Origin of the sequence: Bradyrhizobium sp. CCBAU 11357 (genome assembly GCF_028128865.1) — a bacterium.
GTDB lineage: Bacteria > Pseudomonadota > Alphaproteobacteria > Rhizobiales > Xanthobacteraceae > Bradyrhizobium.
The window spans coordinates 1-12776 of record NZ_LBJW01000091.1 but is presented as its reverse complement, the minus strand read 5'-3'; the positions used below and the strand labels follow the sequence as shown (position 1 = coordinate 12776).

General features: G+C 59.1%; 11 protein-coding genes and 1 pseudogene. 10 read left to right on the top strand and 2 right to left on the bottom strand.

What is annotated here, in order from left to right:
* Positions 1–1053: 1053 nt before the first annotated feature.
* Entirely contained in the window at positions 1054–1308 is a 255-nt protein-coding gene (locus XI05_RS39760; protein WP_442869264.1) for a transposase, read from the bottom strand.
* Positions 1309–1370: 62 nt separating this feature from the next.
* On the opposite strand from XI05_RS39760, the gene XI05_RS12395 reads away from it, so the two are divergent.
* The 5 genes and pseudogenes from XI05_RS12395 (at position 1371) to XI05_RS12375 (ending at position 6713) form a co-directional block, all read left to right on the top strand.
* Positions 1371–2930 (top strand): oleate hydratase, encoded by a 1560-nt coding sequence (locus XI05_RS12395; RefSeq protein ID WP_271501882.1) that lies wholly within the window; start codon positions 1371–1373, stop codon positions 2928–2930.
* A 53-nt stretch (positions 2931–2983) separates the two neighbouring features.
* Complete coding sequence (locus XI05_RS12390; RefSeq protein WP_271501881.1) at positions 2984–3142, top strand: hypothetical protein; 159 nt, start codon at positions 2984–2986, stop codon at positions 3140–3142.
* A gap of 273 nt (positions 3143–3415) precedes the next feature.
* A pseudogene (locus XI05_RS12385) lies at positions 3416–3759 on the top strand (IS701 family transposase); the annotation flags it as partial.
* A 1325-nt stretch (positions 3760–5084) separates the two neighbouring features.
* Complete coding sequence (locus tag XI05_RS12380; RefSeq protein WP_271501880.1) at positions 5085–5861, top strand: acetoacetate decarboxylase family protein; 777 nt, start codon at positions 5085–5087, stop codon at positions 5859–5861.
* 489 nt (positions 5862–6350) lie between these two features.
* Positions 6351–6713: a hypothetical protein gene (locus XI05_RS12375; RefSeq protein ID WP_172788213.1), complete on the top strand. Its 363-nt coding sequence runs from the start codon at positions 6351–6353 to the stop codon at positions 6711–6713.
* A 116-nt stretch (positions 6714–6829) separates the two neighbouring features.
* On the opposite strand, the gene XI05_RS12370 is transcribed toward XI05_RS12375, so the two are convergent.
* Positions 6830–7501, bottom strand: a complete 672-nt coding sequence (locus XI05_RS12370) for a cytochrome P450 (RefSeq protein WP_271501879.1) — start codon at positions 7499–7501, stop codon at positions 6830–6832.
* 999 nt (positions 7502–8500) lie between these two features.
* Here XI05_RS12370 and XI05_RS12365 point away from each other — a divergent pair.
* The 5 genes from XI05_RS12365 to XI05_RS12345 all read left to right on the top strand — a co-directional run bounded on the left by XI05_RS12365 (position 8501) and on the right by XI05_RS12345 (position 12265).
* Positions 8501–9169: a nucleotide-binding protein gene (locus XI05_RS12365; protein WP_271501878.1), complete on the top strand. Its 669-nt coding sequence runs from the start codon at positions 8501–8503 to the stop codon at positions 9167–9169.
* 13 nt (positions 9170–9182) lie between these two features.
* On the top strand, positions 9183–10169 hold the full coding sequence (locus tag XI05_RS12360; protein WP_271501877.1) for a hypothetical protein: 987 nt from the start codon (positions 9183–9185) through the stop codon (positions 10167–10169).
* Between the two features lie 256 nt (positions 10170–10425).
* A complete protein-coding gene (locus tag XI05_RS12355; RefSeq protein ID WP_271501876.1) occupies positions 10426–11031 on the top strand; it encodes a hypothetical protein in 606 nt (201 codons plus the stop codon).
* A gap of 134 nt (positions 11032–11165) precedes the next feature.
* Positions 11166–11327 carry a hypothetical protein gene (locus XI05_RS12350; RefSeq protein WP_271501875.1) on the top strand — a complete coding sequence of 54 codons (162 nt, stop codon included), beginning with the start codon at positions 11166–11168 and terminating at the stop codon, positions 11325–11327.
* 803 nt (positions 11328–12130) lie between these two features.
* Entirely contained in the window at positions 12131–12265 is a 135-nt protein-coding gene (locus XI05_RS12345; protein ID WP_271501874.1) for a transposase DNA-binding-containing protein, read from the top strand.
* Positions 12266–12776: the final 511 nt, after the last annotated feature.

Genomic DNA, 12776 nt, shown 5'->3' with positions numbered 1-12776 from the left:
AGGCGGATGCCGAATACCACAGAATTTCTCAAAGAGAGCGATACGCCATGACCGAGCGTCGCGAAGAGATGTGCGATTTGCAGGCACGTCGGGCGCACGCGCCCGGATAGCCTCTTCTACAGGCCCGCAGGGAAGAGCACGGCTAGTGCAAGCTGGTGCTGATTGGCGCGACGCGGCAGGGCAAGAAGGAACTGATCAGCTTCAGATCGGCGTGCGGAAAGGCGCAGAGCTGGGCAGAATTCCCGGTCCTTCGAGGAAGCCCCGGCTGGCGCTCTCCATCAAATGCCAGCGATCTGCGACCTGAACCGTGTGCGGCGGGGCCTTTTGCCTCGGCGTCGCCCTAAGCCTCCGCGCCGGTCGCTGGCGAGGATCGCGATTGAGTGATGCGCAGCGAGCCGTCCCCGGGCGACTGCAGGGCTCCTCGTCCAGCAACAGGATCACGATCCGAGATGTACATTGCAGACGAGGCTGACGTATCGCAGACCGCGTGGCTAGGGCCAATAATCAATGCTGCTAACCCTGAGTGCGCCAGCCGGCTGATGGTGACCGCGTCGGACCAGGCGCGGGAGGCTATCGAGCTAATAGCAGTAGTACCCGCTTTGCACCTGCTGCTACCAAGAAGATTGCAAACAGGACGATTCTGCGCGCCTGTCGTATCAGGTTGCGATCTGTCGGACGTCTGCGAGACGGCGGATCATCGCTAATGACATTGCGCCCTCTGTAGGCCCTATCGCAGCGATGCGGATGCTTGCGGCGCGGATTCGGCCGGATGACAGCCTTGATGCGGCGTGCGGCCAACCCGTCGCGCAAGCTTCTGACGGCGTAGGCTCGATCAGCCGACGACGCGGGCTGCGTGAGTGTTGCCAGGAGTAACCAGGAAAGAAGCGGGCGGCCAATATTGTCGATCAACACTTGGATTTTGGTGGTCGTTCGCCGCGCGAGCAGCCGATCGCCTTGTTAAAGGTCCCTCTTTTTTTGGGCCGGTCGCGGGGCCATGGCCTTTGATTTAGCTGCAATCCACCGAGATCGAGCCGGACACGCCGCTTGATTGAGTCAGAGCGTAAAAACGTTTGTCCAAATCCCCTCTCGGCTCCAGCGACTGACGCGGTTGTACACCGTTGTGTACGGACCGTAGACTTCCGGGCAATCATGCCAGCGCGAACCTGCTTTTGGCAACTGGACAATGCCGTTAATCACGCATCGAGCATCGACCCGATGCGCTCCCTTGCGTCCTCGCGGCAACAACGGCTCAATCGGTCGCCTTTCCGCGTAGCTGAGCCAGTCCTCACCCCGCTTGATCCAGCGCAACCTTGGATGCGTCCGGCCATGCTATGTTGCTTTGCATTGTCGAATTGCAATCGAGGCAAGTCATGAAGGCGTATTTTATCGGCGGCGGCATTGGATCGCTCGCGGGCGCGGCGTTCCTCGTCCGCGATGCGCAGCTGCCGGGGCGCGACATCGTGATCTACGAGGCGCAGCCGCTGGTCGGTGGGAGCCTCGACGGCGCGCAGCTCGCGAACGGCGCCTACTCGCTTCGCGGCGGGCGCATGCTTACCACGGATCACTACGAATGCACCTGGGATTTGCTCTCCAGCATTCCCTCGCTCGAGCATCCCGGCCGCAGCGTGCGCGAGGAGACGGTCGCATTCAACGTGGAAAATCCTGCGCACTCCAGGGCACGTCTGGTCGACCGTAACCGCTTCAAGGTCGATGTCTGGCATATGGGCTTCTCCGCACGCGACCGGCTCGAGCTGCTTCGGCTCACCGAGGCTTCGGAGGAGACGCTCGGCAACAGCCGCATCACCGACTGGCTGTCGCCCGGATTCTTCGAATCGAATTTCTGGTACATGTGGCAGACCACCTTCGCCTTCCAGCCCTGGCACAGCGCGGTCGAGCTGAAGCGCTATCTGCATCGTTTCGTGAACGAGTTTCCGCGCATCGAGACGCTCGGCGGCGTCAAGCGTACCGTCTACAACCAGTATGACGCGATCGTGCGGCCGCTCGCGGACTGGCTCAAGCGCCAGGGCGTGCAGTTTGTGCGCGGCACGCGCGTCGTCGACATGGCGTTCGAGGCCGACTGCGGGCGCTTGCGGGTGCGCCAGCTCACGCTCGACCGCGACAGCCACACCGCCAACGTCCGGCTTGAGGGCGACGACATCGTCTTCTTCCAGAACGGCTCGATGACGGATGCCTCGAGCCTGGGCTTGATGACCGAGCCGCCGCCGCGCCTGACCAAGGCCGACAGTCAGGGCTGGGCGCTCTGGGAGACGATCGCGCAAGGACGTCCCGAATTCGGCAATCCGTCGGCGTTCAATAATTCGATTCCCGAATCATATTGGCTGTCCTTCACCGTCACCTGCGGCGATCCACGCTTCTTCGACCAGATGGAAGCGTTCTCCGGCAACAGGGCCGGCACCGGCGGGCTGGTCACGTTCAAGGATTCCAACTGGCTGATGTCGGTCGTGCTCTATCACCAGCCACATTTCACGGGGCAGCCGAACAACGTTCAGGTGTTCTGGGGCTATGCGCTGCATCCCGACCGCGTCGGCAATTTCGTGGCAAAGCCGATGTCCAATTGCGGCGGCGCAGAGATCCTGAAGGAGCTCTGCGGTCACCTCAACTTCGACGCGAACGTGTTCGAGGATGCGATCTGCATTCCCTGCCGCATGCCCTACATCACCAGCATGTTCATGCCGCGCAACCTGGCCGACCGGCCGCTGCCGGTGCCCAGGAATTCCGTCAACCTCGCCTTCGTCAGCCAGTTCGTCGAAGTTCCCGACGACGTCGTGTTCACAGTCGAATATTCGGTGCGTGCGGCGCAGATGGCGGTCTATCAGCTCATGAAGATCGATCGCCCGGTGCCGCCGGTGACGCGCCACGACAAGTCGTTCGCCGTGATCTTCGCGACGCTGGAGAAAGCGTTCGCGTGAGGCGTTCGCCGGGAAGGGCGTCGCCATCGCGCCACAGTAAGCGGCAGGCTGACGTGAAAGACGCGCCCCCTGACGGGACGTTCTCGCCCGATGCGGCCGCCATACGCTTCGACGATAGTATGCGCAATCGAGAGGCCTATGCCCATGCATTGCGCCTCATCGTGAAAAACGGCTTGAAGATCCTGGCCACTTTCCCCGCAAGAATGCCGTGACCTGCGTTGGTACTAGAGAAGGACGAGGTTGCCCTGAGCGAGACTGGTTCGCCGAGCTGGACCATGTCGCCACGCGAGTGTCTGCGGGCCGGCTCGGTGACCAGTTCGACATCGTTGAGCAGGGGGCCTGCACGGAAAGGAATCGGGTCGCGCTCGCGCCGTTAGGAGCGGGGGAACGCTTGAATCCTAAAGTAGCTCCAGCAGAGCGGCAAGGCTCACACGGTCAAACGGTCGCGTGACCGCGGGAGAGATGTCCGTTTCGCCCGCACACGAGAATACTATCTCGCCAATCTTCCGGCGGCGACGGATCTGCGCACGCTGGCCGCAACTATCAAGGGCACGGTGGATTTGTGAGCAGGCGCATCAGCAGAAGGAGGCGCTTGGACTTGATCACTTTGAAGGGCGATCATGGTAGGGGACTTCATCGCCACGCCCCTGAACACAACGATCGCCTACGCCCCCTGCAACTCGTCGCCTCGCACACGCGGGGCGGAAACAACAGAATCAACCGGCCTCCGCCTCAACCAACCATGCCCACCGCACGTCACGCCATCATCGATCTCTCCCTTTCGGCCACCCTCTTAGCAGTGTCCATATTGCCGAAATTAAACCCTTGAAAAACAGTGGCGAAAACAGTTTCTGCCAACGTAGCGCCAGACCGAGTTGATGAACGACGGCATCTAGCTCGCCGCGCGCCGCGCAACAGTGCCCCTTCGGCGACGCGCTGACGCTTTGACGTTCGCAAAGAACAGGGTCGCAGCGGAAGCGGCCCGCGAACCCCAGGATCTCTATGATCCGCCGCGCGTCTCGGATGCCGGCGCACTGCTGTCGCTGATGCTTAGCTTTCTGGCTTTCCACTTCTGTAGTATCGCGATTCATACTCTCGTTTTGATGAGACGGTCCCTCAGCTGATAGTCAGAAGATGTTTTCGGGGCCTGACACGTGGGGGACGCCGATCGTCAGACCGCGCATCGACAACGAATTTTCAGAGCCGGCAAGATAAGAGGACTCGCGCGCTTACAGGACCAAGAAATGCTTGTGACACTTCCGGCGCGGTTCCTCGGTCACTGGCGGGCAAGGTCTTCCCGCATCACGCATGAGACTCATGCTGACGATCCTGAGGTCGCGGACATGCGCTCGCCGCTCAGGCACGACTAATCGTCGGCTGGGTTGCCTCCAATAATGTCGTATCCCAATGGGCAGATGGTAGCGAGCTCTTTGTGAGCGGCAGCGCGAGGAGCTGGAATATAACGATGCATGTTCTCCGAATGTGCGAACTGGAGTATCCATTCAGTGCAAGCGCCGCGCCAGACACTGACAAGAACGCAAACTCACCAGAATTTATAGGGTTCTGGAGCTCTACCGACGTGCCTCGCAGGACGTCGGTATCCGCGAGGATGTATTTCGGCCATGCACCGAGATAGCTGTCGCGGCCGATCTAGTTTAGTCAAGCTAGCCACGAATTCGACCGCTTTGCGAACCTCCTCATCATTGCCTCCGCGTTTAGTCATGTCGGACTTTTAACATTCTGTGCCATCAAACAAACAAGCGCGGAAGGCAACAAGACAGAAAGCGAAGTTGTCGGTGGGCTCTCGTACTCCAGTTCGTCATCTGCAGCCGAGCAATCCGTCTAGCCCCCCATAACAAGACGATGGCATTGACGTTGCATAACCATAAATTGCGAGTCGCATTGACTCAATGTCATCCCCAGTACGCTTCTCCGGAATGTATGCACAACGTCAAGCCCATTCAGCAATACAAAACTAAGGTGCAAGGCGGCCTCGTAAGGACAATTCCGATCTTCACTATAAGCCGACGGACGCGTAAGCCGCATACGAGGGCGCACATTGCACTCTCTTCATGATGCTTCCACAACCAGAAAGTCTTGACATGAGTCAGTTGGCTCTCCGATTGTAAACCCTCAAGAGCGAGGAGGGATGCCATGCCCGACGTTAAAGGTATTCCGTTTGATGCGCCCCTCTACCATGGGAGCAAAGACCTTGGCAGCACGTTTCTCCGCTGCCGAGCCTTAAACCATATATTCAGCGTGGGGAACGAGGTTCGCCATCTATTGCCGAAGGGGTTAGTACCGTCGGCGAACCCAGCAATCGCCATTGTTGGCGTCGCGAGCTATCCCTCAAGCACAGTGGGGTCATACTTGGAGTGCTATTCAGGAATTCAAGTTCGTGATTCTGGCGGTGAGATTGGCTTTTACATTCCTTACATGTACGTGACAACAAACGATGCCGCGCTCGCCTCGGGACGAGAGGTTCTTGGTGCTCCAAAAAAGCTGGCGCACATTACTCTGATTAGAGAGGGCGGTCTATTTCAGGGAGCGCTCGAGCGTCCGGCCGGCAAGCGCCTACTCACCCTCACCGCGCAACCAGACCAGCGCAAGAGTTCGGACTCCCAGCAGACGCACTCTGCGCGAACGTATTTCTATTCGGTTCGACATCTTCCGCCCATCAATGAGAGCGGAAAAGGAGCAGTAACGCAACTCATCAAGTGGTGCACCGCCAGAACGTTGCGACGCGACGAGTTTGGTGAGGAAGTTCACTTTACCGGACCCACCTCCCTAACCTACGACTCCCCCTCAATAGTGGACCCCGTGCACAATTTGTCAGTTGGCCAAGCCGTGCTCGGCTCATACGAGGAGTATGACGCCAGGCTCAAGGTGATTGACATCCTATCGGAAGACACAAATCCAGGTAAACAGTGAGCGATGGGCTTGTGGCCTCGTTCAATTCTGAGGTATGCTCAGATAAGCTGCTACCAGCTTTGCTAGATACTGAGATTGGGTGTTCAAGAAGACGGAATTGAGCGACCAAGAGACGGAAGTTCAGTCAGGAGTTCGTTTAGGGCGCGCCTGAACCGGCATATTGATCGTCTTGGTCGCTTAAATAGGGAAAGACCGGGAGCGAGCGACTCTTGAGGCTCCACTGCAGACATCGGCGGCCGAGACATCGCGCGACCGTGGACCGAGCAGCATCTGCTTGTCGAGACAGAACAGAGGCCCGGACAGTACCGGACCAAATGCTGCTGCCGTGAGAGGTCCCCGAAGCAAGCTCCTGTATCAATGTTGACGCGATTGGCTTGAACGTCAGGGGTACGCGTTGCTTGTCGGCGTATAGCCGTGCACCACGAGTGCACCGTGCCACAGCCTTGAGGATAGGAACGGTTCACGTATCCACAACATATCACCCTTGGATTGAGCCTCCAAGTCAACGCCTGGTCTTACTTCGGCATGAACAAACAACCTGTGCTCGTCGCGAAATTGAAGTGGCAGCGCCCTCATCCACGCGAGGTGCTCCGCCGGAAGATCGGAGGGGCCATCTATGCCGTAAGCATCCAGCGTTTCTTCGCCGCCGTTCGCCCACCGGCGAGGCGGCGATCTCCCCGCGACGTCGACCTCATGCTGATGGACGGGTCGACCCTCGGCCGTCTTGCCGACGACGCGACGTTTCCGTCCGAGGAGGACCTCGAGGAGACATTCGCCAAGCGCTTCGAGCAGACCGAAGGCTTCGCCTGGTCGCCTGCGCGCCCAGAACATCGCGCCAGCGATCTAGGTTAGTGGGGCACTGGGCGACTATGCTCTGACCATTCACGAAGTGCTAACAGCCAATCGCCTCGCCGCTGGATATTGCAGACCATTCCCTAGTCTCGGCTCGTTGTTGGGAAGTCTGCCCTTCAGGCGGCTGTGTCGTAGGTGATCGGATAACGCTCTGGAAACGGCCCTCCTGCGTAGTCAATCTCCGCGGCGGGACGCACCCCGCGGATTTGCAGGATCCGGCGAACGATTTCCGGAACCTGGATGTGGCTGATCTCGTCGCCGAGGCAGGTGTGCATCCCGTAGCCCAAATGCATATAGACCGACTGCTGCCGGTCGATGGCGAAGCTGGACGGCGCCGGCAATTTCAAGCCGTCCCGCATCGCCGACCGGGTCGAGATCAGCAGCGTGCTGCCGGCCTTCATTGTTGCCGCGCGCAACGAGCCCTTGGCTATCCGGTAATCGGTCCGGGACTGGCGCACCACGAACGGATTGATTGAGTTGAAGCGCAGCGCTTCCCAGCAATAGCGATACATCAGATGATCGTCGTTGCTGTAGGCGGCGTCGATCGGCTCCTTCAGGATCTTCGGACGTTTGAACAACTGCTCGTGGAGCTGCACGATTGCCGCCCAAGTCGTCTCGATTCCGCCGACCAGCGTGCCCATCATGTTGGTAATAATGCGTTCGTCAGCGAAGCCGATCGAATCGTCAAAATGACTTTTCAGCAAGCGGCTGAACACGTCGTCGAGCGGCGCGCCGGTGTTCAGCTGCTCGCGCCGTTGTGCTAGCAGCTGTGTCAGGTAGGCGCGCATCTCCTGCCCAGCGTCAGTGTTGTCCTGGTGCAACTGGCGCGCGACCAGCGGAATACGACGCCAGATCGGGGCCGGGAAAGCCGAAATATTCTCCGGTCAGCTGAATGGGCACCAGGCGCGACAACGTGCTGACCACGTCGATCTGGTTCTGGGTATAGAGCTGCTTTCGACGGACGCGTTGGCGAGGCTGCGCACTTTCTGGCGAATTGCCGGCAGATCCTCCATGCGCATGAAGGCGCGCATGAAACCCTTGTCGCGCTGGTCAATTTCGGTGCAGTCGCGGCCGAGCATGAAGGGGCCGACGGAAGGGTCCATCATCGGCGCATAGGTTGCGTTGAAGATGTCAGCGCTTCCTGCACGTCGGGGAAGCGGGTGATGAACACCGGCCCGCGACGCCGAACGCCAAGTTGGGCCTGACGCGCTGGATTAGTGCGAACAACGCATCCGGATGTTTGGCGATCATCCATTTCAGGAACTTCGCCGCCAGCCAGGCGGCTCGAGAGCTTCGATTGTCGCACCAAGCTGGGGGCCGGTCAGGACCGCGATCAAAGCAGTGACCGCGATGATCACCAGAAGAGCAAGAAAGCTTCGGCACCAAAGGCGCCGAATTGCGCTGGCAACTGTCGACATGGCTTCCCCGGTGTCAGCGACGGGCTTCAGGAGAGAGCCTTGTAAACAGCGGTACTACAACTACATGATCTTGTAGGCTTACTCCGGCTGTTGAGCCGCGATTACTATTCTCTGCGTCTTTGAAGTGGGCGAACTTGGTCGCAGAATAAGGATATCTCGACAGCGTCGGAGGCCGATCGATTTTATGAGGTACGAGCGGACGTTGCACCATCTCGCGGTATATCGTTGGTGGTGGGCTTGATTTGGCTGTGAGTTCCACGCTCGCTCTTGATGCGATTCACGATGGGGAATGATAGGTCACCGATCCGTGGGCTAAGTGTTTTCGACGACTCGTGCGTTTCATGTCGTTGTTGTCTGGAGGCGCAGGCAATGTATGTCCTTGCTCTGGTCACCCAAAAAGGCGGAAGCGGCAAGAGCACGCTGGCGGTCGGAATTGCAGTCGCAGCGGCGGGGAACGGGGAGCGCGTCGCAATTGTCGACGCGGATCTACAAGGCACGATTTCAAAATGGGTAGAGCGGCGCGGCCATCCTCATCCGCGCGTCGTTCGGGTCGCCGATCCCGCCGAAATAGAAGGGGCGCTCGTCAGCCTTGAAGCTGAGGGGATCTGGCTCACGGTCATCGATACCGCCGCCACAAAGAATGCACTGGCCATGCGCGCCATCGCGAAGGCCGATCTTTGCCTGATCCCGGTGCGTCCGAGTCCAGCCGACATCGAAGCTGCGATACCGACGGTGAGTGCTATTCTTAGGCTCAACCGCCGATTTGCTTTCGTCCTCAATCAGACGCCACCGCGGGGCTGTCGCCTGAGCGAAGCTGCAACGTCGCTCAATTCGCTCGGGGTGCTTGCGCTTCCCTATGTCGGACAGCGCAATGACCACCAGGACGCACTTGGGGCAGGATTAGGCGTGACCGAGTTTGCACAACAGGGAAGAGCCTCGGAGGAAGTTCGTGAGCTGTGGCGCTGGGTCTTAAAAAAGCTTGTCGAGGGGTCGTCAGATCATGAGCCATACGCAAGAAACGAAAAAGCGGCGCGCTAGGCAGAGGCGATGCGTGCGGCGCTCGCTGGTGGATCTTACCGCGGCGGCGAGCCGAGCCGTTGACGATGGCCTGTTTGTATTGTCCGGCGAGATTGCTGCTTCCAATCCGCGATCGGAGCACACAGGCGCGAATACGTCTGATCAAACGATCCTAGCAAAGCAAGCGACGGCTCCGAGCCCCTTTGCGGAGCTTGAATCTCGGAATGCGGCGGCGCCGCTTAAGGACGAACTCATAGAATCCGACAGTACCGCGGAGATGATGGTAAAGGCTGTCGAGGACTCTCAAGAAAGAGCTTCTGAAAACCTCAAAGCCAGCCTGAACGTTGCGTTGGACCACGCAAAGAATCTTGTGGAGACACGGGTAGGAGGCGACGCGGCGTCGAAAGACGTCGGCGATTCCTGCGTTGAAAGCGATTTTTTGCCCGTTCTCAAAGATGCCGCAACGGAGTTCCGCGCGGATGCGGTCGAATTGATTATACAGGAGGAACCAAACGACGACGCAAAGCAGCCCCAACCGCGATACATGCGGCGGCTCACTGACGAGGCGGTCAGATTACTGGACGATCTTCGGAGCGGAAAGCTGGAGAATGAGGCGAACTTCATCCTGAGCGAATGCTTCAGAGAAGCCGCCAGCGCGTTCTCTATCATCAATCAGCAGCTCAAGCGCGACGGCTATGCCGCGAGCATTGATCCATCAATTTTCATCTGGCTTGCCAATATCACGGAACCGCAGACGCGTGACGCTGGGACCATGCGACTTGAGATCGTACCCAACCACCAAGGTCCTCCGAGCACATACGCACGCCAGGTCGCTCAATTCATCTGGCAGCTTGTGGAGGGGCAGGGCTGCCGGCGACAGGCCGCATATCGGGGCGCGCTCACGAAGTTCACCGTAACCGAGAGTTTCGTCGAGGACGCCTATGCCTTTTGGGAGCCGATCTTCAAACGGGCGGGACCGCACGTGAGAATGCTGACCCGCATTTCAGATCCAGAAGTGTAAAGCTAAGCAGCGCGGGCATGCGTCCGATTTGACGGAGGCCGAGGCCCGCCCGGCAACTTCGTCCGCGTTTTGGAGGAAGAGGAGGTTGACGTCTGGGCCGCTTAAGATGGCCCTGCTAAGGGTGCCGGTGCGAAGCCGGCTGATCTGCCCGTGCAGACGCCGACCAAGTACGAGCTGAGGGCCAATTTTGAGTGGGCGCGGGGGTCCGACGCCGATCGGCGGCCCAGGGAGACCAGCGCCTTGTGAGCGTGGACCCATGACACCGCGCCAGCTAAGTATTGCTGGCGGGGCAGTGGCTGCGCGGCTGTCGGTATTGACACAATGTCAGCAACTTGACGCCGCACGCCGCGACGAAGTGCCTGCAGAGCCCGCGAATTCCCTACGGCACGCGACTTGCTCTCTTTGCGGCGGCGGCTACGGCCGCACCTCCCTCAGCAATCCTACGGTTCGTCAATCCATGGCGATGTCGTCGATACCCCAGTGTTCCTCGCCGGTGGCCAGATCGGCTACAATTGGCAGAAGAACGGCTGAGTGGTGTGTCGAACTCGAGGCCAGCGGTGCCGTCTCCGACGGCACCAATACCTGCCTCGCGGCGTGCGGCTTTGTCGTGAGCGCAAAGTGCAAGGCAGGCCGCAACGTCTTTGCCACCGGGACCGGCCGCATCGGCTACGCGTTTGGCGCGCTGGGCCACACGCCGGCCTATCTCGAGGGAGGCGCGTCGCTTGGCAAAACAATCGAGGCGAGGTCTTCAATAACCACGAGTTTGATTGGCCACAGGAGAAAACCCATGTTGACTATGGTCGCTTCGGTGCCCCCATGGGGCTGGGCGTCGAGCAAGCGCTTACGCCTGCATGGTCGGTGAAAGCTGAGCATAACTATCTGCATTCGGGGCACCGAGCGTCGCAACGCCTCCCACGGAGCAGAATCCAGCCGTTCGCAGTTCTTCCGGCGAACACAACCAGCCTGTCCAGCAACTATCACATAGGAAAGATCGGGTTGAACTACCATTTTGGCGCCGACCCGCGGATGGCGCAATGGTCCGATGCGCCGCTGTACGCGAAAGCACTCGCCGGCGCACCGATTGCTTACACGGCTGGTTGGTCGTTCGGAGGCGGATCACGGCTCTGGCTCAGCGGGACGATTCCAATTGAACAATAGCGCAGTGCCGGATGGCAGCATCGCCGAGCGATGCCCTTCCACCGGTGCTGTGCATTAAGCCATGTGACGCCTCTGTGTTGAACCAAGAAATTGATCGTCGAGACGACCTCGTCCGATGCCCGCGACTCGCTAGATGCGAATATATAACATGAAAAGCGTGTGATGATCGTCGTCAGAGGTGCCTGCGTTGTGGATGGCTGGGGAAACGCAGCGTGCCAAGAACTGCGCATTCACCCGGCCGCTCCAACGAGCTTCGAAGGTTAGGTGGAAGGTTTTGGTCGCTTGGGAATGTGAAGCCGCAAACGAGATTGCGGAGATACTTCAAGCTCCGACCTGATCGCGGCGATGTGAACGCGGCGATTCGCTTACAAGCACCCTCTCACGTTGGAAAAACCTGGGAGGCTTCAAAAAAGCCCCTAAAATGGTGAGCGCACAAGGGATCGAACCTTGGACCTCTCCTGTGTGAAGGCCAGCCGTCATTCTTGAATTTATTGGCAGGGTGAAATTCCCCGTTTTCCCCGGATCAATTGGCCGCGTTGATGCCCCTCCGTATCTGCCACATCTTCTTGGGAGGGAGCTCTGGGCGAGGGGGTTCTGTGCAGTCGGCCGCCTTTGGGGTGAGCATCCGGTGAGGCTTTCAATTACCCATAAGTTTGACCACTCGGCCTGGTTTGCTGATCGGCGAAATCTTGAGTCGAAAGAATCACTTGTGATTCCTTGCTGAGCACCTGATTCGCGAGGGGTGCTCTATGGGCTGACATTAAGGGCTCGATCGGCAAGAGGCCGGTTGCGATCCTTGGAGGGTGAATGTTGGAGTTGGTCGAGAGACTAGTGGAAGCGAGCTTAGGGACGCGCGGCTCGGCGACAGATTCCGTAAACTGCTCATGCAGATTGGAAGCGCCATGGGACAAGGCATTCCGCTCGCCTGCCCGGATTAGGCGAATACCAAGGCAGCCTACCGCTTCCTCTCTAATGACCGGTCAGCGAAGCGGACATTCTGGCCGGCCATTTCCAATTGACAAGTGATCGCGCCGCAGCCACTGAAGGCGCACGCCCGACGAGGTTTACTTCGGCACGCAAGCTATAGTGATGGCGGCATGACTGTCGCCGACGATATTGTCGTCGCTCTGGTCGGGCTACGCCCAACGCAACAACAATATCGTAAAGCCCCGCGTTCAGCATAACCCGGCAGGAATCCACTTAAATCCAACGGGCGCTGTCCAAACCAACGGGCCAGCTCTAGGTAAGCCGGCGGGTTCTCGTCCAAAGTTTCGCCATCCAGGCCGCTGCAGCACTTTTCCGCGACGTCGGCCGCAGCCTTTGAAGAAAGAGCCGAGAAGTCCCTTAGACTCGCTTGCATACGACTGCGGGGTCTTGTCGAGATGGTACTGTCCAGAATCTTTCGCACTTTTGATCAGGCGACGGCTCCGGTTTCAGAGAGTTGTGGCT

Bases quoted from the DNA above. Each gene is read 5' to 3' on its own strand.
- XI05_RS12395 (WP_271501882.1), top strand. From the start codon at position 1,371: ATGAAGGCGTATTTTATCGGCGGCGGCATTGGATCGCTCGCGGGCGCG.
- XI05_RS12380 (WP_271501880.1), top strand. From the start codon at position 5,085: ATGCCCGACGTTAAAGGTATTCCGTTTGATGCGCCCCTCTACCATGGG.
- XI05_RS12370 (WP_271501879.1), bottom strand. From the start codon at position 7,501: ATGCGCGCCTACCTGACACAGCTGCTAGCACAACGGCGCGAGCAGCTG.
- XI05_RS12365 (WP_271501878.1), top strand. From the start codon at position 8,501: ATGTATGTCCTTGCTCTGGTCACCCAAAAAGGCGGAAGCGGCAAGAGC.
- XI05_RS12355 (WP_271501876.1), top strand. From the start codon at position 10,426: ATGACACCGCGCCAGCTAAGTATTGCTGGCGGGGCAGTGGCTGCGCGG.